This window comes from Sphaerisporangium sp. NPDC051011, assembly GCF_040653595.1.
GTDB lineage: Bacteria > Actinomycetota > Actinomycetes > Streptosporangiales > Streptosporangiaceae > Sphaerisporangium.
Map to the genome: position 1 here is coordinate 396821 of NZ_JBFAGG010000002.1, position 18482 is coordinate 415302.

Sequence of the window (18482 nt, forward strand, 5' to 3'; positions counted from 1 at the left end):
GTCGATCAGGACCTGCCCGCCCCCGTGACCGCGTGCCTGGCCGGGGCCTCCTCGACGGGCGCCGTAACGCCCTGGCGCCGCAGCCGCTTGGCCCGCCGCTTCTCCTTGCGGGTCTCGACCATCGTGTAGAGGGTCGGGACGAGCAGCAGCGTGAGCAAGGTGGAGCTGATCAGGCCGCCGATGACCACGATGGCGAGCGGCTTGCTGATGAACCCGCCGCCCCCGGTGACGCCGAGCGCCATGGGCAGCAGCGCGAACACCGTGGCCAGGGCCGTCATCAGGATCGGCCGCAGCCGTCGCCGTCCGCCCTCGACCACCGCCTCGTGCAGCGGCATCCCCTGCTCGCGGTACTGGTTGATCAGATCCAGCAGGACGATCGCGTTGGTGACCACGATGCCGACCAGCATCAGCATGCCGATCATGGCGGCCAGGCCCAGCGACGTGCCCGTGACGAGCAGCAGGCCGATGGCGCCGGTCGCCGCGAACGGGATCGACACCAGCAGCACCAGCGGCTGGATCAGGCTGCGGAACGTGCCCACCATCACGAAGAACACCAGCGCCACGGCCGCGACCAGCGCCAGCGCGAGGTTGCCGAACGCCTCCGCCTGGTCGGCGCTCACGCCGCCGATCGTGTAGGTCGCCCCCGTCGGCAGCTTCAGTGCCTTCAGCTTGGTGGTCAGCTCCTGGGTGGTGGCGCCGAGGTTCGAGCCCGTGGCCTTGCCCGAGATCGTCGCGCTGCGGTCGCCGTCGATGCGCGTGACCTCGACGGGGCCGTTGACCCGGTCGACGGTGGCGACGTCGCCGACCGTGATGTCCCCGGCGATCTTCAGGTCGCGCAGGGCCTCCACGGACGCGGGCACGTCCCCGCCGCGCAGGATCACGTCCGCCGCCCCGCCGTCCAGGGTGATCTGGGTGATCGTGCTGCCCCGGAACGCCTGGGCCACGGCCTGGCCGACGGCGATCTCGCTGAGGCCCTTCTCGGCGGCCTTGCGGCGGTCTACGGTGACCTCGACGCGCGGCGAGGTGTCCGCCATGCTGCTGGTCACCTCGGCGACGTTCGGCACCGCGGCCATCGCGTCCTGGACGGTCTTGGTCGCCGTCCGCAGCGTGTCGAGCTCGGACGCCCGGACCACGACCTCCAGCGCGTCGCCGCCGAACCCGTCGGACTGGCCCACGCTGACCTCGCCGATGCCCTTGATCGCGCCGAGCCGGTCGGTGAGCCGCTTCTCGACGGCGCCGGCGTCCGTCCCGTCGCGCAGGGTGATGGAGTGGCTGGCGCTGGACTGCCCGCCCCCGCCCCCGCCGAACAGGCCGCCCCCGCCGCCCACGTTCACCTGGTACGACTGGACCTCCTTGGTGCCCGCGATCACGTCCTCGACCCGCTTGGCCATGGCGTCGGCGGAGGCGAGGGAGGTGCCGGCGGGGAAGGTCTGCCGCACGCTGACCGTGTTCTGGCCGGAGTTGTCGATGAAGCTGGTCTGGAGCAGCGGCACCAGCGCCAGCGTCCCCACGAAGATCACCATCGCGCCCGCGATCGTCGAGATGCGGTGGCGGGTGACGAACCGGATCATCGGGACGTACGCCCGCTGCATCCAGTTGTTGCGCTCCTTCTCGTCGGCCGCCTGCCGGATCGCCTCGGCGTCGCCGCTCTTCGGCGGCTTCAGGAACCAGTAGCTCAGCACCGGGACGACCGTCAGCGACACCAGCAGCGAGGCCAGCAGCGCCACCGTCACCGTGATCGCGAACGGGCTGAACAGCTGGCCCACCAGCCCGCCGACGAAGGCGATCGGCAGGAACACCGCCACCGTCGTCAGCGTGGACGAGGTGACCGCGCCCGCGACCTCCCGGACGCCGTTCTCCGTCGCCGTCCGCCTGTCCTCGCCGTAGGACAGGTGGCGTTTGATGTTCTCCAGGACGACGATCGAGTCGTCGACCACCCGGCCGATCGCGATCGTCAGCGCGCCCAGCGTCAGCATGTTGAGAGAGAAGCCCTGCGTCCACAGGGCGATCAGCGCGACCAGCACCGACAGCGGGATCGACAGCGCCGTCACGATCGTCGAGCGCAGCGAGAACAGGAACACCAGGATCACCAGCACGGCCATGGCCAGGCCCAGCAGGCCCTCGGTGGTGAGGCTCTCGATGGACTTCTCCACCGACGGCGCCTGGTCGAAGATGACCGTGAACTTCACGTCGCCGCCGAGCGACGCCTCCAGGCCGGGCAGCTTGTCCCGCACGGCGTGCGAGATCGACACCGCGTTGCCGTCCGGCTTCATCGTGATCGCCACGGCGAGGCTGGGCTTGCCGTTCGTCCTGGTCAGCGTGGTGGAGTCGGTGAGCCCCTGCTCGACGGTCGCGACGTCCCCGAGACGGACGGGCTTGGGCTGCGCGGGTACGGGCTGCGCGGGCGGGGCGCCCGGCCGCTGCGCCTGACCCTGAGCGCCCGGGACGGCGGGGGCGGCGGGCAGGTACAGGTCGCGGATGTCCTTCACCGAGCCGAGCGCCGTCCCGACCTGGACGGTCAGCGACTTGCCCGAGTCGGTCAGCGAGCCCGCCGGCAGCGGGGTGCCGGCCGACTGGACGGCGGTGGCGATCGCCGCGGCGGACAGCCCGTGCTCGGCCAGCTTCTTCTCGTCCGGGGTGATCGTGACCACCTCGTCGCGGGTGCCGGAGACCGTCGCCTCCCGGACCCCGTCGATGCCGGCGAGCGCGGGCACCACCTCGGTACGCAGCTTGTCCGCGAGCCGCCGCTCGTCCTGCGTCGAGGCCACGGCGAGCTGGACGACCGGGATGTCGTCGGTGCTACCGGTGAACACCTGCGGGTCCACCCCGTCCGGGAGCTGGGACTTCACCCGGGAGATGACCTGCTGGATCCGGTTCTGCGCCGCCTCGAGGTCCTCCCCGAATTCGAACTGCACCTGGAGGGTCGCGTTCGACTCCCGGGACGTCGAGGTCACCCCCGTGACGCCCGCCACGCCGCGCACGCCGTCCTCCAGCGGCCGCGCCACGCGGTCCTCCACGATCTGCGGCGCCGCCCCCGGATACGGCGCGATGATCGACACGGCGGGAAACGCGAGCGAGGGCAGCAACTGCTGCTTGAGCGCCGGGATGGTATAGAAGCCGAACGCGGCCACCGCGATCGTGATCAGTGCCACGAGGCCCCGGTTTTTGAGGCTCAGCCTTGCGAGTAACGACATCGGTCCACTTCTCTCGGTGTCATGGCGGGCCTGCGCGCCGGTCATCACCGGACGATGGCGTCGCCGCAGGCCCACCCTTACAAGGCTCGTGGCCGGGACGAGCGCGAAAGGTCCGCCGATCGGATGGTCTTCATGTACCGCGAACGTCGTACGCCCCGCGGCGAACTACCACGCGCGGGGGGTCTCAGGACAGGGACCTGGGGCGGACCAGGCCGGTCTCGTAGGCGATGACGACGAGCTGGGCGCGGTCGTGGGCGCCGAGCTTGAGCATCGCGCGGTTCGCGTGGGTCTTGGCCGTCATGCGGCTGATGCGCAGGCGGTCGGCGATATCGTCGTTGGTCAGGCCGCTCGCGACCAGCGTCATGACCTCGCGCTCGCGGTCGGTGAGCACCTCCAGGCTCTTCGGCGTGTGCTCGGCCGAGGCGCCGGGCGCGGCCAGGAACCGCGCGATGAGGCTCTTGGTGGCGCCGGGGGACAGCAGGGCGTCGCCGCGCGCCACCACGCGGATCGCGTCCTGCAACTCGCCGGCCTCGACGCTCTTGCCGAGGAAGCCGCTCGCCCCCGCGCGCAGCGCCGCGAAGACGTACTCGTCGATCTCGAAGGTGGTCAGCACCAGGACCTTCACGCCCGAGAGCTCCTCGTCGGAGGTGATCGCCTGCGTGGCGGCGAGGCCGTCCATCTCGGGCATGCGGATGTCCATCAGGACGACGTCGGCGCGGGTGGCGCGGGCCAGCCGCACGGCCTCGTGGCCGGTGTCGGCCTCGCCCACCACCTCCAGGTCGGGCGCGGAGTCCACCAGGACGCGGAAACCGGCGCGCACCAGGGCCTGGTCGTCGGCCAGCACGACCCGGACGGTCATCGTGACTCCTCGCCCCGCGCCGCGGGCTCGCGGGTGGTTCGGGCGCGGGCCGTAGGCTCGTGAATGGTTCGGTCGCGGCGGGTCTGGTGGGCGGTCAAATCGCGCTCGTCTCGGGGGCGGGCAGGACGGCGTGGACGCGGAAGCCCCGGCCGGGGGCGGGCCCGACGCTGAACGTGCCGCCCACCGAAAGGGCGCGCTCACGCATGCCCAGCAGGCCGTGACCGGTGCCGTTGGGGCCGTCCGTGCCCTCTGCGCCGTTTGTGCCGCCCTTGTCGCCCTGATTCGGGACCCGGCCGCCGTTGCCGTCGTCGGTGACGTCCACGGTCAGGTCCCGCCGCCCGTAGGTGATGCGCACGCGGGTGGACGCCTCGCCCGCGTGCTTGCTGACGTTGGTCAGCGCCTCCTGGACGACACGGAACGCCGTCAGCTCGACGGGGGAGGGCAGCGGCCGGGGCGTGCCCTCCAGGCGGCAGTCGACCTCCAGGCCGGCCGCCGTGAACGAGGTGATCAGGTCGGGGAGCCGGTCGAGGCCGGGAGCGGGTTCGGTGGGCAGGTCCTCCGCGGCGCCCGGCTGGCGCAGCAGGCCGACGGTCGTGCGCAGCTCGTCGAGCGCGGCCCGCCCCGCCTGCCGGATGTGGCCGAGCGCCTCGCGGGCCTCGCGCGGCCGCGCGTCCATCACGTGCGCGGCGACCTGCGCCTGCACGTTGATCAGCGCGATGTGGTGGGCCAGGACGTCGTGCAGCTCCCTGGCGATGCGCAGCCGTTCCTCCATGACCCGCCGCCGCGCCTCCTCCTCGCGGGTGCGCTCTGCCCGCGCCGCGCGCTCCTCGATCGCGGCGATATGGGCGCGGCGGCTGCGCAGCCCGTCCCCGGCGGCGGTCGCCATGCAGATCCACGCGACCTGCCCGACGACCTCCGGCGGCATCGACGCCAGTTCGGAGGCGACGGCGCGGGCGAGCGCGAGGACCACCGCGCACACCGTCCCCGCCGTCCAGGCGACGCGGCGCGAGCTGTGCGCGGCCAGGGTGGCGACGGCGAGGGCGGGAATGAGGTCGAGCGGGCTGTGCGTGCCGCCGGTGAGGATCTGGATCACGACCACGCTCACGACCTCCACGGCCACGACCAGGCGGGGCCGGACGCGCCGGAACACCAGCGCGGCGCACATCACGGCGACGAGGGCCACGATCTCCGCGGTGAGCGGGACGGCCTCCCTCCGCCGGTCGGACGGAGGGCCCACGACGACCACCGCGAAGGTGAGCAGGGCGATGCCCGTGTCCACCACGTAGGGGCGGGAGCGGAGCGCTTCGCGCAGCCGGGTCACGCTGAGGGCCTCGCGCAGCCGGGTCACACGTGTCACGCCCCTACGGTAGGCGGCGCGCGGGACCGCTCACCTCGTCCCCGAGGACCGAACGCCCCTACCACGATCGCGGTACCCACCGGGCGAGGACCTCCGCGCGCGGTAGGCGACACTCCGGCACCCGGCGGCGATCAGGTGTGGAAATTTTCCGGCGACCGTTCATACTCGGGAAGGGTGATCGGTGCGGAGACCGAAACATCGCCGGACATCTTCCAGCCTGTCCGGCTTGCGCGGCCAAAAAATCTTGACCCCGGCGTGGACGTGGCTTTCGCCGCCATGGGTGCACTGTTGGTGCAGGTCACAGGCATGGCGACCCTCACGCGTCCCTCACGGCCCACCCCGGCCCACGCCGCGTCACCGGTCCCCGCCTCCCATGACGAGCCCCGGCGATCTCACCGGCGGGAGGGACGAGGAGACCGACGTCAGAGCACGCCCAGCCCCACAGGCACGGAGAGGACGGCAGAACATGGTCAAACCTAGGGAAGCCCCCACCCTGGCCGGCGAACTCGCCGCGGAGTTCGCGGGAACACTGATCCTCATTCTTTTCGGCACGGCCGTCGTGGCGCAGGTGGTCGCGGGCGGCATCGGCGACCACGACAGCATCGCCTGGGCCTGGGGCCTCGGCGTCACCCTCGGCGTCTACGTCGCGGGCCGGGTCAGCGGGGCCCACCTCAACCCCGCCGTCACCGTCGCGCTCGCCGTCTTCAAGGGCTTCGCGTGGCGCAAGGTGCTCCCGTACTCGGCCGCACAGGTCCTCGGCGCGTTCGTGGCCGCGCTCATCGTCCGCTGGAACTACGGCGAGGTGCTCGCCAAGTTCGACCCCGGTTTCACCCTCAAGAGCCAGGGCGTCTTCTCCACGCTGCCCGGCAACGGCGTCCTGCCCGTGCACGAGTGGGGCGCCTTCCGCGACCAGGTCATCGGCACGGCGATCCTGCTGTTCCTCATCCTCGCCGTCACCGACGTCAACAACAGCGCGCCCGTGGCCAACCTCGCGCCGTTCGTCGTCGGCCTCGTCGTCGTCGCCATCGGCATGGCCTGGGGCACCAACGCCGGGTACGCCATCAACCCCGCCCGCGACTTCGGGCCGCGCCTCGCCTCGTGGCTCACCGGATACGCGTCCGCGTGGCGGGACCAGTACGGCAGCCTCTACTTCTGGGTACCGATCGTGGCACCCCTGATCGGCGCCGTGCTCGGAGCCGGCCTGTATCAGACGCTCGTGGCCCGGTATCTGCCCCGCTCGAGCGAGCAGGAGCCGGGAAGGGTCCCCACCGAAGCCTGAGGCGCCCGGCGCCGCAATTCCGGCCCCCGCCCGCCGGAGGCCGCATAAGGAGGCAAACGATTCATGGCTGACTTCGTCGGAGCAGTCGACCAGGGCACGACCAGCACCCGCTTCATGATCTTCGACCACGGCGGCAACGAGATCACCCGCCACCAGCTCGAACACGAGCAGATCCTCCCGCAGGCCGGCTGGGTCGAACACAACCCCGTGGAGATCTGGGAACGCACCCGCGCGGTCATCGAGACCGCGCTCGGCAAGGCGAACCTCACGGCGGCCGACCTCGTCGCGCTCGGCATCACCAACCAGCGCGAGACCACCGTCGTGTGGGACCGCAGGACCGGCCGTCCGTACTACAACGCGATCGTCTGGCAGGACACCCGCACCGACCGCATCGCGAGCGCACTGGAGCGCGAGGGCAAGGGCGAGGTCATCCGGCGCAAGGCGGGCCTACCCCCGGCGACGTACTTCTCCGGTGGCAAGATCCAGTGGATCCTCGACAACGTCGAGGGCGTACGCGAGGCCGCCGAGGCCGGGCACGCCGTCTTCGGCAACACCGACACCTGGCTGCTGTGGAACCTCACCGGCGGCCGGGACGGCGGCGTGCACGTCACCGACCCCACCAACGCCAGCCGCACGATGCTGATGAACCTGGAGACGCTCGACTGGGACGACGAGCTGCTGTCCTTCTTCGGGATCCCGCGCGGCATGCTGCCCGAGATCCGCCCGTCCTCCAACCCCGGCCTGTACGGCGTCACACGCGCCGACGGCCCGCTGCACGGCGAGGTGCCGCTGTCCGGCGACCTCGGCGACCAGCAGGCCGCGACGGTCGGGCAGGTGTGCTTCGGCGTCGGCGAGGCCAAGAACACCTACGGCACCGGCAACTTCCTGCTGCTCAACACCGGCAACGAGCCGGTCAGGTCCCGGCACGGGCTGCTCACCACGGTCTGCTACCAGTTCGGCGACGAGAAGCCGGTGTACGCGCTGGAAGGCTCGATCGCCGTCACCGGGTCGGCCGTCCAGTGGCTGCGAGACCAGCTCGGCATCATCTCCGGCGCCGCGCAGAGCGAGTCCCTGGCCCGCCAGGTGGACGACAACGGCGGCGTGTACTTCGTGCCCGCGTTCTCCGGGCTGTTCGCGCCGTACTGGCGGTCCGACGCGCGCGGCGCGATCGTCGGGCTCTCGCGGTACAACACCAACGCGCACATCGCCCGCGCCACGCTGGAGGCGATCTGCTACCAGACCAGGGACGTCGTCGAGGCCATGGCCAACGACTCCGGCGTCCGCCTCGACGTGCTGCGCGTGGACGGCGGCGTGACCGCCAACGACCTGTGCATGCAGATCCAGGCGGACGTCCTCGGCGTGCCGGTGTCCAAGCCGGTCGTCGCCGAGACGACGGCCCTTGGCGCGGCGTACGCGGCCGGGCTCGCGCTCGGCTTCTGGAGCACCACCGAGGAACTGAAGCGCAACTGGAACGAGGACCGCCGCTGGCTCCCCGCCTGGTCCGACGACCGTCGCGAGGAAGGCTACGCGGGCTGGAAGAAGGCAGTGGAACGCACCCTGAACTGGGTCGACGTCGACTGACAAACGCAGCCGACCACCTTCCGACATCGGCCGTACCTCCCACGAGGTACGGCCGACCGTCTTCTGATGGCTCCGCCGGAAATGGCCCTCGTTGCGCTCGGACTGTTCTCATTGGGGCTCCCGCCCCAAACCCCAAGGCAGGGGCTCCGCCCCCACCCCCCTCAAGGCCGGTGCCGCCGGATCTGCTGCGGTGCCTACGAAGTCAACGCAGGCGATGTGTGGTCTACGGCGATAAAGCTGTGAGCCCTGCTTCCACGGACCCCGGCTCCTGAAAGGGCACTTCGCACCAGGTTGTAACGGTGGCTCCTCGGTGGGTTACACCCCACTCCTTGGCGAGCGCACTGATGATCAACAGCCCCCGACCGCCCTCCGAATCCGGCTCGCATCGAGGCGTGCTGAGCCGAGGGGGGGGACCCCTCGTCCAAGATCTGAGCACGTGCGGTTGCGTTGTATAAGTCATATTCATTGTCGGTGAGCAGGGCGCGTGCGCTGGTCTGGTAAATGCGTGCCATTATTTGCAGGTTGTAAGGAGTTGGCCGGTGTCCCCCTGCAGGCCAGACCTCGAAGTCGTGGATTCGCCCCTTGGCCATGGTTGGCTCGCCGGGATCGATTTCGTTCCAGCGGCCGGTCACTTCCTCATGGGTGAGGTTGTGTGCCCAGCGATAGGCACGGCGTGGTGTGCTGTCAGGGCAATCCGCCATCCAGACATGGGCAATCTGATCCCAGGTGAAACCCGCTGCCTGAGCTGACTTGTACGTTCTGCGCGCTGCCGCCGGGTTGGTCCTGGATTCTGGCTCATGGGTGGCCCTGCCCGTGGGGTCATGCAGGGGGCACGCTGTGAGTCGATTTTCGTTTGCGATGAATAACATCACTGGTGTCCCTTTTCGGATTACGACTTATTGTTTGAAGGTATACCGGTCTCGGCTTAACGGAGCTACGATGGCCGAGCAAGTTCCAACGAAAGATGATCGGCAAAGGGAAGGAAAGTCAGTCAATGGGCAAGCACGATGGCGACAAGCCAGAAGACAAGCCGGTGCCTAAGCCAAAGCCGAACTCCGATGGAGCTCGCCCCGACGACCCCGGCAAGCATGAGAAGCCAGGGAATAAGTGAGCGTTGATCGACGCATCTCCGCTCTCGCTGATCAACTGACGGGCCTGGATGACAGGTGGCGGGGTGTGTTTCACGCTGTGCCCCGTCACCTGTTCATTCCTGACAGGGCGTGGTGCGATTCTGATGACGGCCCCGGCCGTCTCATTGACCGGAGTGCCGATCCTGAGGTGTGGATGGACGCCGTTTATTCCAACGCGGCGATTATCACGCAGCTAGACGACGGCGCGACCGAGATAGCGGAGGGGAAAGGCGACTACACCTCTTCGTCGTCCGCGCCGAGTGTCGTAGCGGCGGCCTTGGAATTGCTCGATCCCTACGACGGCGATGAGGTCTTGGAGATCGGCACGGGCACGGGCTGGACGGCGGGATTACTGGCGCATCGTCTCGGGGACGAGAATGTGACCAGTATCGAGATCGATCAGGCCGTATTCACCTTGGCTGCCGAGAACCTGAAAAGGTCCGGACATGTGCCCCGGCTGGTTCACGGGGACGGGGCTGTGGGGTGGGCCGATGGCGCGCCATACGACCGGATACACGTCACCTGTGGCGTCTCTGAGGTGCCGTACTCGTGGGTGAGTCAAGCCCGTCCCGGTGGGGTGATCGTGATCCCCTGGACGCCTCGCTGGGAAGGCGGCTACCTGACCATGCTCACTGTGGTCGGAGACGGTACGGCAGTAGGGAGGTTCTACGGGGGCGTCGGCTTCATGCTGCTACGGTCGCAGCGGTGGGATCTTCCCCAGCTTGAGGGCGACTACCGGAGATCGTCTACTTACCTCGATCCGCGCCGGGTGGTGCGTTCCTCGACCGGTGCCGATATCGCCGTGGCGGGACTGCTGCCGGATGTGTCCGGTACACATGCAGACCAGGAGGGCGGCGAATTCCACCTGTCTCTGTGGTCGGAGGAGTCTGACGCTCAGGTGCACTACGCGCCCGATTACAAGGGCGTGGCAGTCCTACAGCGGGGACCCCGCAGTCTGTGGGATGAGGTGGAGGCCGCCTATCTGCGGTGGGTCTCCTGGGGCGCGCCATCCAAAGAACGGTTCGGGATGACGGTTACGCGCGAAGGTCAATACGTCTGGCTCGACTCTCCGGGCAACGCAATCAAGTAGGTGGAGCGCGCCGGTTGCGCTGCGCAATGGATCGGCATCTGGGAAAGCCCTCGGCTGGAAGTCCGGCCGGGGGCCTTCCTGGTGTTAGTGCCCATGCGGGGCGCTGGGATCGAGTACTGGGCACTGTGGGAGCGTCTGGCAGAGACGAACTTGGGCGGGGAGAGTTCCGGCGGTGTACGGCCTGGCTCCATGTGCTCCGGCCATGAACGGGAGCGGTGGGGCCGGCGAGATGGCCGTAGGCCTCCCGTAGGGCGACCGTGAGGGAGTTTGGCCGGCGCCACTGCGGCGAATAGTCGATCTTGGACTGCTCTGCGGCTTGAAGCTAAAAGATCTTGAAGGTCCTGGGATGTGCTTGTGTGCCGGGGGCCGTCGCCTGAGGACGGCGCGCCCCCGGGACCGGCCCCCAAGGCCGCATGCCCGGGGAGCGCTGGCCGCCCGCAGGGCGGCGGCCCCGGGCGGCGCGTCCGTGCCGCCCCTTGAACCAGTAAAGAAACTTTGGGTCTCCAGGCGCCGCTGCCGGGGCCGAACATGTTGCGGCCCATGATGAAGGCTCCGGCCACGGTGATGCCCTCGATCATCGCGGCGTGCCGCTCGGGCTCCTCGAACATCCACCGGTGCAGGTGCTGGCCCACGCCCTCACCGAACGGCTTCTCCAGGCTCTGGTGCGGTCCCGCCACGAAGCCGTCGAGGGACATCGCCATGTCACACGTGACCTTGCTCATCTCACTGCCTCCTACGTTCCCGGCGCCTGTCCGGCGACGTCGTTACGAGGAGGTCGAAGCCGTCCGCCCGTTCTCTGCATGCCGGCCGGAACCTTTTCCAGGATGCGGGTCTCATGCCTGTTCGTCGTTCACGCCGATGCCGCCCAGAGCCGGGGAGTGCGAGGGGCCGGAGGCCTCTCGCTGGGGGCTTGCCCCCGAAGAAACACAGACCGAGCGCTGTTGCGCGGAGCGCACCTACTGCTCGGCCCATGTTCCGGCACGTGGTCGGTCCCACGTTTGGGTGCGTGTTCGGTTCGTATCGATTCGTCTCCGGTTGGGCCTTCGGCATGGCGGCTGGGGCGGGGAACTGTTGGGGGTGCGGGGTTCACCAACAATTCGTGGGGGTGTTAGATCGCCGTTGATGGGCGCGATGGGTGACGTTGGGTGATGTTCGGGGGGTTTGGGCTGTTCGGTGGCTTATGGGGAAAAAGCTAGCGGCATGACCTGACCAAGCTGATCGATTCGTGTCATCAAAGCCTGATATTTCGTGATAATCCACGCGGTGTAATCGTCCGATCTGTCTCATCAATCCCCTGGACCTGCGGCTTCCCACGCAGCAGGCCCGGAGACAGAAGGAGAGACTCGTGAGACGAGTCCTATTCCTGGCCGTAGCCACCGCCCTCGCCTTCGTCGTCACCACCGTGGCGACCTCCCCCGCGAACGCCGCCCCGCCGAACATCCCGACCCTCAGCACGGCGACCGCCGAGCTCAACGCGCTCAAGGTCGACATCGAGCGGAACGCCAGCACTTACGACCGCAACCTGTTCCCGCACTGGATCACGATCTCCGGTACCTGCAACACCCGTGAGACGGTGCTCAAGCGCGACGGCGTCGGCGTGGTCACCGGCTCCGACTGCTACCCGACCTCCGGCCGGTGGACCTCCCCGTACGATGGCGCCACCTGGACCCTCGCCTCCGACATCGACATCGACCACATGGTGCCCCTGGCCGAGGCCTGGCGCTCCGGCGCGTACGCCTGGACCACGTCCAAGCGCCAGGCTTTCGCGAACGACCTCACCAACCCGCAGCTCTGGGCGGTGACCAACAGCGTCAACCGGGCCAAGAGCGACTACGACCCCGCGCGCTGGAAGCCCCCGCTCACCTCCTTCTGGTGCACCTACGCGAAGGCGTACATCGACGTGAAGTACGAGTGGAGCCTGAGCGTGGACAGCGCGGAGAAGTCGGCGCTGTCGAGCATGCTCGGCCGCTGCTAGGACACCCGCCGGCGGCGCGGGACCGGTTCCCGCGCCGCCTCGGCCGACGCCCGCATTGTCGGCCAGCAGGTCGGGGAGGACCACCGAAGCCCAGAGCTGACCCCGAGCCGTCCCGGAGTACTGTGACCGAGGCCCGAGCCAGTTAGCCGCTACCGATCCTGCACCACTCGATCCTTGCCCACGGTGACCGGCCGTGGTTGCGTCGCCGGATCGATGATCATTCGATTGAAGATGACATCCAGGGCCGCTTCCGCGTGACCGGCGACGATCGAGGCCGGTGGGCTGAGCTGCACGATGTTCCGATGATCATGATGGAGACTCAGTAGCCAGTCGTCGGCGAACGGGTGGCTCCCCTCGGCCTCAAGCATCTCGCGCGCCTCGGCGATTTCGCTGCTCAGGCGGACCAGAAAGCGGTCGGTGACGTCGATGGCTGCGGGGGGCGCGAACCTTTTGATCCGTTCGGTGTTACCGAGGCGCCGGACGGCCCAGTCGCCCGTCGTCGGATCACCGGCAATGGCGCCGACGTTCACGAACTCCCCGGTTCGCGGGTCAGGCAGGCAGCGAACGATCGAGTAGATGTATCTGCTCATTGGATCAGACACTCCCTTCAGACCAGCGCTCGAAGACGATTCGCCATCGCACGCTGCGAGTCGGGATGACAATGACGGTACCGGCGTAGACCAGCCAGACTGGTAGCAGCGTAGATCGTAGTGATGGTGGTCTGCTGGCTGTGCTGCTACGGCCGCGTACAGCCCGGCGAGCACCTGCTCGGCATACGGCCATGTAGCACCTGCTGTAGACCTCGTCCCCATGAAAGATCTGCCCAGCAGGTCGTCTCAAAAGAGATAGAGGTCCTCCAACGGGCGCCGCTCGGTGTACCGGGCCGCGTTTATCCCTGCAGTATGGCGGGGACTGTCGGGACTCCATCCCTCAGGTATCGCTCGATGAGCGTTGTGAGGCCGAGCGGGTAGACGGTCTGGTGGGTACGGTCGAGGTCGGCCAGGGTCCACCACTGCCAGGCGAGGATGCCGTCGGTCTGGGTGGCGTTGGCGGGGTCGACCTGGCCAGCGGGAACGCGGGCGGTGAAGTACAGCTCGACCTGCTCGGTTGGCTCACCGTTGATCATATGGGTCTTCGCGCGGGAGGCGATCTGCGGGCCGAGTTCGACGTCTTCGACGCCGAGTTCTTCCTTTAGCTCGCGGAGTGCTGCTTGGTTGTGGGCTTCGCCGGCGTCGACTGCGCCGCCCGGGGTCGCCCAGAACACGCCTCCTCCTTCGTCGTATCGCAGGAGGAGGACGCGATCGTTTTCGTCCAAGACGATGACACGGGCGGCATCGCGACGTCGAGCAGCGGACATGCAGTATCGCAGCCAGCCAGCGATCAATGCTTTTCTGCGCCGCCTGGAGCCCGCGGTGGCCTGCGCCCTGCGCTCGCTGATGGCCGCCGTGGTCAGCGAGGGGACGGCGAGCGTGGTCGCGTTGCCGTCCGGCACCGGCGGCAAGACGGGTATGGCCGAGTCCGGGTCGGGGAAGAACCCGCCGACCCACTTGTGGTTCATCGGGTACAGGTCAGGGGCGACCTCGCGTTGGCTATGATCACCGAGGGCGTCGACGCCGGAGCCCCCGTCGCGTCCCGTTTCCTGAGGAACCCGGGCACGGCCTGAAGAACCTCGCTCGAGGATCGCTGTGCTCGCGGGGAGCTTAGCGGCTTCGGCCGGTGACCAGGTCGCGGATGCGGTCGGCGGCGCCCACGAAGGGGCTGGCGGCCTTGAGCAGGCCCGGCTTGGGCGGGGTGTGCGGGTGCGGGCGGGTGGGGGCCATCCTCTTGGCCCGTTCGATCTTCACGCCCAGTTCCGCGGACCGTTCGGGGCTGATGACCAGGCGCAGCTCGGGCCAGACCTGTTCCTCCTCGAACGCGATGTGCTCGCGCGCCTCGCTGATGAAGCCCATCAGCGTGTCCTCGGACCGGGTGTCGCCCGGACGGTAGTCGATCAGTGAATCCAGGATGAACTTGCCCCGCTGCTCCTGGGCGATGCCGTGGTCGGCCATCTCGTTCCCGCCCGGGACCAGTTCGCGGATCACCGGCCAGAAGTACTCCTCCTCAACGGCCTCGTGCTTGGACTCCTCGGTGATGAGCTGGTCGACCTGCCGCCTGCGGTCGAGCATGCTCTCACGCTCGGCGCTCCCCGTCAGTGGCGGCCCGGACTCCAGTTCGAGCATCAGGCGCTTGACCATCTCGTGGTCCCGTTGCAGGACTTCGAACACGTTCGCCATGGCTTGCCTCCCGTGCCGGTGGCGCAGTTCCCTCCTTTTGGGCGTTGCCCGCATCGCCGCAGGTAAACATGGGTTTTCGGATCGGCCCTCGCTGTCCCGGGGACGGTTCGCGCGGCGCGGGCGGGGCCGGGCGTACGTGGCGATGTCCTGGATATCGCATGAAATGTCGGATGCTTCCCGTACGCTCCGGGGCAATCGATCAAGGAAAGGGACGCCGATGTCGCCGCGAAGCACGTATCTGGAGCTGTCCGAGGACACCGGGAGCGCGCACAAGTTCTACGAGGTCGTCGTGACCGGCACCCAGGTGGCGATCACCTACGGCAGGATCGGCGAGCAGGGCCAGACCAAGGTGTCCGCCTTCGCCAGCGCCGAGAAGGCCGACGCCGCCGCGGCGAAGAAGATCGCCGAGAAGGTCCGCAAGGGGTACGCGCCCGCGGTGCGCGGGGTGCGGCAGCGGCGCACGGTCACCCGCCGTCAGATCGTGAGCATCCGCTCGACCGCCCGCCAGGCCCCCGTGCTGTGGCGCTTCGCCAGCGGGGCCGCCGCGTTCGGCATCTTCGTGGACGAGGAGCGGTGCTGGGTCGGCAACCAGAACGGCGACGTCTACACGGTCGGCCACGACGGCACGGTGACCGGCCACTTCCTGCTGCCCGACGGCGTGAAGTGCATCGTGGCCGACGACTTCTGGATCTACGCGGGCGCCGACGACGGCAACGTGTACGACCTGAGCGGCAAGGTCCCGCGCGTGGCGTACGAGATCGCCGAGGACGTCGACATCTACTGGCTCGACATCCACGACGGCGTCCTCGGCGTGTCCGACCGCGCCGGGCGGATCACCACGATCGACCACGAGGACGAGTTCCAGTGGGCCAGGAAGGGCGAGGGCGACTCCGCGTGGATGGTCCGCTGCGACGGCGACGCGGTGTACCACGGGCACTCGCGCGGCGTGGCCCGCTACGACGCCGGGGACGGCACTCCCGTCTGGCAGACCTCCCTCGGCGGCCAGGTGCTGTTCGGCTGGCAGGAGCGCGACGTCGTCTACGCCGGCACGCACGACAACAAGGTGTACCGCCTGAACAAGCGCAACGGCGTGGTCGGCGCGGTCTACGACTGCGACGGCGCGGTCTTCTCCTGCGCCTCCGCCCCGGACGGGCGGTTCGTCTTCGCGGGGGACAACCACTCGTCCATCTACTGCTTCGACCGCGGAGGCGAGCGGCTGTGGAAGCTCGGCACCGGCTGCGGCTCGGCGTTCTCCATGCAGTTCCTGGACGACCGGCTGTACATCGTGACGACCAACGGCACGCTGGCCTGCATCGACGCGAGCGAGGAGGCGATCAGGGCGGCCCAGGAGGGCAGCGTCCCCGAGCCGGTGGACGTCAAGGCGGCGGCCGGTCTCGCAGTGGTGCAGCCGTCGGTCGTGCTGGAGAGCGTCCCGGCGAGCGCGCTGCCCGACGGCGACGGCATCGTGGTCGAGTGCGTCCGCGAGGGCGACCGCCTGCGCGTCCACGTGGTCAGCCCGGGCTACGAGCCCCTGTGGAACGTGCAGTTCCCCAAGGGCGTGCGCGAGGCGGGCGCGCGGTACCTGGTGCAGGGCGTCCGCTCGTCCGAGCGCGGCGGCTTCTACCGCGCGTACGGCGAGATCAAGCGCCTGCTCTGACGGCCGCCGCCGGGCAGGGAGCGGGCTGGGGAAGGGCCGAAGGGCTGGGGGAGGGCCGGGACGACGCGCGTCCCGGCCCGGCGCACTGGCCTCTCAGCCCTTCTCAGCCCTTGTCGGCCCCCTCGTTGGCGCCCCGGATGAAGTACCGCTGGAACACCACGAAGATGATGGCCACCGGGATCGTCGCGAGGACGGCCGCGCCGAGCTTGAGCGGGTACTGCGTGCCGACGCCGAGCGACCCGCTGACCAGGTCGACCAGCCCGCGCGGCAGCGTGAACAGCTCGGGGCTCTGCACGGCGACCAGCGTGTGCGGGAACTCGTTCCAGCTGCTCTGGAACGAGATGATCGTCAGCGTGATCAGCGCGGGCCTGGCCATGGGCAGCACGACCGACCAGAACGTGCGGAACACCCCGGCGCCGTCGATCCGCGCCGCCTCCTCCACGCTGACCGGGATCGACTCGAAGAACTGCTTCATGATGAAGACCCCGCCCGCGTCCGCGATGATCGGCAGGATCAGCGCGGCGTAGCTGTCGTACATCCCGAGCTGGTTGAGCACCAGGAACTTCGGGATGAACAGCACCACTCCCGGCACGGCGATGACGGCGACGATCGCGCCGAACACCTCGCGCCGGCCTCGGAAGCGCAGCCGCGCCAGCGCGTACCCGGCCATCGAGTCCAGGAAGACCCGCCCGACGGTGATGATGATCGTCACGAGCAGCGAGTTGCCCAGCCACAGCGGCAGGTCGGTCTGGAAGAACACCCGGTCGTAGGCGCCGAACGACAGCGGGCCGGGGACGGGGGACAGGGGGTGGGCCGTCGCGTCCGCCTCGGTCTTCAGCGAGTTCGCGATCTGGATGACGAACGGGTACAGGAACACCAGCGCGAAGAAGACCAGGACCGCGTACCCGCCGAAGGTGGACGCCAGCCGCCGTCCCTCTCCCGGCCGGCGCGGGTTCTCCCGCGCGTGCGTGGACATGTCACGACCTCCCCGGCCGGATCGCCGGCGTCCGGTCCCGCATCACCCAGCGCTGGACGAGCGTGAGCACGACGATGACCGCGAACAGGACGAACGAGATCGCCGTCCCCGTCCCGTAGTCGAAGTCGCGGAACGCCTTCCGGTACGACAGGTACGCGGGGGTGAGCGTGGTCTTGGCGGGATTGCCCTGGCTCATCACGTACACCTGGTCGAAGACCTGCCAGGTGGAGATCAGCCCGAGCGTGAGCACCAGGAACATCGTGGGCTTGAGAATGGGCAGCGTCACGTACCGGAACCGCTGCCAGCGGCCCGCGCCGTCCAGCAGGCTCGCCTCCTCCAGCGTCACCGGGATGCCCTGCAACGCGGCCAGGAACATCAGCATGAATGTGCCGGAGGTCGTCCACACGACCAGCATGATGATCGTCACCATGGCGACGCTCGGCCCCGACAGCCAGTCCCACCACGACAGCCCGAACGGGCCGCCGCCGGTCAGCGCCGCGGGCGGCGCGTCCGGATCGACCAGGCCGAGCCCGCCGAGCAGCAGGTGCAGCAGGCCACGCGAGTCGGAGAACCACTCCGGCCCGCGGATCCCGAACAGCCCGAGCATCCCGTTCACCGCGCCGGAGTTGGCGAAGATGAACAGGAACACCACGCTGATCGCCACCGAGCTGGTGACCGACGGGAAGAAGAACGCGCTGCGGAAGAACGTCTTGCCCTTCAGCACGCGGTTGTTCACGATCAGCGCCAGCCCGAGCGCGAGCGTGGTCTGCGCCGGTACGACGATCGCGACGTAGTAGATCGTGTTGCGGATGCTCGTCATGAAGTCCTGGCGGGCCAGGTCGTCCTGGGCGAACAGCCGCGTGTAGTTGTCGACGCCGACGAACGGCACCTTCCCGGTGAACGGGCTGCCCTGCCCGTTCCAGGAGGTCAGGCTGACCCACAGCGCCATGAGGATCGGCAGCAGCATGAACAGGGCGAGGATGACGACGACGGGGGCCAGGAACAGCCAGCCCGCGAGGTTCTCCCTGGTCGCGGACCTTCGCCCGAGACGCCGCCTGCCGGACGTGGTCTCCACCTTCGCTCCCTCCTTCCGATGGGCGTGCCCGCGCCC

The 18482-nt window shown here is 68.9% G+C and carries 13 protein-coding genes; 5 read left to right on the forward strand and 8 right to left on the reverse strand.

Features of this window, described 5'->3' with window-relative positions; translation table 11 throughout:
- Positions 1–5: 5 nt before the first annotated feature.
- The 3 genes from AB0H21_RS05985 to AB0H21_RS05995 all read right to left on the reverse strand — a co-directional run bounded on the left by AB0H21_RS05985 (position 6) and on the right by AB0H21_RS05995 (position 5410).
- Positions 6–3239: an efflux RND transporter permease subunit gene (locus AB0H21_RS05985; protein WP_358512409.1), complete on the reverse strand. Its 3234-nt coding sequence runs from the start codon at positions 3237–3239 to the stop codon at positions 6–8.
- Between the two features lie 139 nt (positions 3240–3378).
- Positions 3379–4053 (reverse strand): response regulator transcription factor, encoded by a 675-nt coding sequence (locus tag AB0H21_RS05990; RefSeq protein ID WP_358512412.1) that lies wholly within the window; start codon positions 4051–4053, stop codon positions 3379–3381.
- A gap of 94 nt (positions 4054–4147) precedes the next feature.
- Positions 4148–5410 (reverse strand): sensor histidine kinase, encoded by a 1263-nt coding sequence (locus tag AB0H21_RS05995; RefSeq protein ID WP_358512415.1) that lies wholly within the window; start codon positions 5408–5410, stop codon positions 4148–4150.
- A gap of 466 nt (positions 5411–5876) precedes the next feature.
- Between AB0H21_RS05995 and AB0H21_RS06000 the strand changes: the two genes are divergently transcribed.
- The 4 genes from AB0H21_RS06000 to AB0H21_RS06015 all read left to right on the forward strand — a co-directional run bounded on the left by AB0H21_RS06000 (position 5877) and on the right by AB0H21_RS06015 (position 12465).
- Positions 5877–6689: an MIP/aquaporin family protein gene (locus AB0H21_RS06000; RefSeq protein ID WP_358512417.1), complete on the forward strand. Its 813-nt coding sequence runs from the start codon at positions 5877–5879 to the stop codon at positions 6687–6689.
- Positions 6690–6752: 63 nt separating this feature from the next.
- Positions 6753–8270, forward strand: a complete 1518-nt coding sequence (gene glpK / locus AB0H21_RS06005) for a glycerol kinase GlpK (protein WP_358512420.1) — start codon at positions 6753–6755, stop codon at positions 8268–8270.
- A gap of 1107 nt (positions 8271–9377) precedes the next feature.
- On the forward strand, positions 9378–10490 hold the full coding sequence (locus tag AB0H21_RS06010; protein ID WP_358512423.1) for a methyltransferase domain-containing protein: 1113 nt from the start codon (positions 9378–9380) through the stop codon (positions 10488–10490).
- A 1345-nt stretch (positions 10491–11835) separates the two neighbouring features.
- Positions 11836–12465, forward strand: coding sequence for an HNH endonuclease family protein (locus AB0H21_RS06015; protein ID WP_358512426.1), 630 nt, complete (start codon positions 11836–11838; stop codon positions 12463–12465).
- Between the two features lie 149 nt (positions 12466–12614).
- Here the strand turns inward: AB0H21_RS06015 and AB0H21_RS06020 are convergent, their stop codons facing one another.
- From AB0H21_RS06020 to AB0H21_RS06030, 3 genes are all read right to left on the reverse strand, one after another.
- Positions 12615–13055 carry a DUF3037 domain-containing protein gene (locus tag AB0H21_RS06020; RefSeq protein WP_358512428.1) on the reverse strand — a complete coding sequence of 147 codons (441 nt, stop codon included), beginning with the start codon at positions 13053–13055 and terminating at the stop codon, positions 12615–12617.
- Positions 13056–13354: 299 nt separating this feature from the next.
- The gene (locus tag AB0H21_RS06025; RefSeq protein WP_358512431.1) at positions 13355–14023 is read right to left on the reverse strand and encodes an NUDIX domain-containing protein; all 669 of its coding nucleotides are present in this window, start codon (positions 14021–14023) and stop codon (positions 13355–13357) included.
- Positions 14024–14165: 142 nt separating this feature from the next.
- Positions 14166–14738 carry a hemerythrin domain-containing protein gene (locus AB0H21_RS06030; RefSeq protein ID WP_358512434.1) on the reverse strand — a complete coding sequence of 191 codons (573 nt, stop codon included), beginning with the start codon at positions 14736–14738 and terminating at the stop codon, positions 14166–14168.
- A 217-nt stretch (positions 14739–14955) separates the two neighbouring features.
- Between AB0H21_RS06030 and AB0H21_RS06035 the strand changes: the two genes are divergently transcribed.
- Positions 14956–16395 carry a WGR domain-containing protein gene (locus tag AB0H21_RS06035; RefSeq protein WP_358512437.1) on the forward strand — a complete coding sequence of 480 codons (1440 nt, stop codon included), beginning with the start codon at positions 14956–14958 and terminating at the stop codon, positions 16393–16395.
- 103 nt (positions 16396–16498) lie between these two features.
- Here AB0H21_RS06035 and AB0H21_RS06040 read toward each other — a convergent pair whose 3' ends face one another.
- Positions 16499–17371 (reverse strand): carbohydrate ABC transporter permease, encoded by an 873-nt coding sequence (locus tag AB0H21_RS06040; protein WP_358512440.1) that lies wholly within the window; start codon positions 17369–17371, stop codon positions 16499–16501.
- A 1-nt stretch (position 17372) separates the two neighbouring features.
- Positions 17373–18446 (reverse strand): sugar ABC transporter permease, encoded by a 1074-nt coding sequence (locus AB0H21_RS06045; RefSeq protein WP_358512443.1) that lies wholly within the window; start codon positions 18444–18446, stop codon positions 17373–17375.
- Between the last annotated feature and the right edge of the window lie 36 nt (positions 18447–18482).

Coding starts and splice junctions, on each gene's coding strand:
- AB0H21_RS06035 (WP_358512437.1), top strand. CDS start 14,956: ATGTCGCCGCGAAGCACGTATCTGGAGCTGTCCGAGGACACCGGGAGC.
- AB0H21_RS06025 (WP_358512431.1), bottom strand. CDS start 14,023: ATGAACCACAAGTGGGTCGGCGGGTTCTTCCCCGACCCGGACTCGGCC.
- AB0H21_RS05985 (WP_358512409.1), bottom strand. CDS start 3,239: ATGACCGGCGCGCAGGCCCGCCATGACACCGAGAGAAGTGGACCGATG.
- AB0H21_RS06000 (WP_358512417.1), top strand. CDS start 5,877: ATGGTCAAACCTAGGGAAGCCCCCACCCTGGCCGGCGAACTCGCCGCG.
- AB0H21_RS06030 (WP_358512434.1), bottom strand. CDS start 14,738: ATGGCGAACGTGTTCGAAGTCCTGCAACGGGACCACGAGATGGTCAAG.
- AB0H21_RS05990 (WP_358512412.1), bottom strand. CDS start 4,053: ATGACCGTCCGGGTCGTGCTGGCCGACGACCAGGCCCTGGTGCGCGCC.
- AB0H21_RS06020 (WP_358512428.1), bottom strand. CDS start 13,055: ATGAGCAGATACATCTACTCGATCGTTCGCTGCCTGCCTGACCCGCGA.
- AB0H21_RS06040 (WP_358512440.1), bottom strand. CDS start 17,371: ATGTCCACGCACGCGCGGGAGAACCCGCGCCGGCCGGGAGAGGGACGG.
- glpK (WP_358512420.1), top strand. CDS start 6,753: ATGGCTGACTTCGTCGGAGCAGTCGACCAGGGCACGACCAGCACCCGC.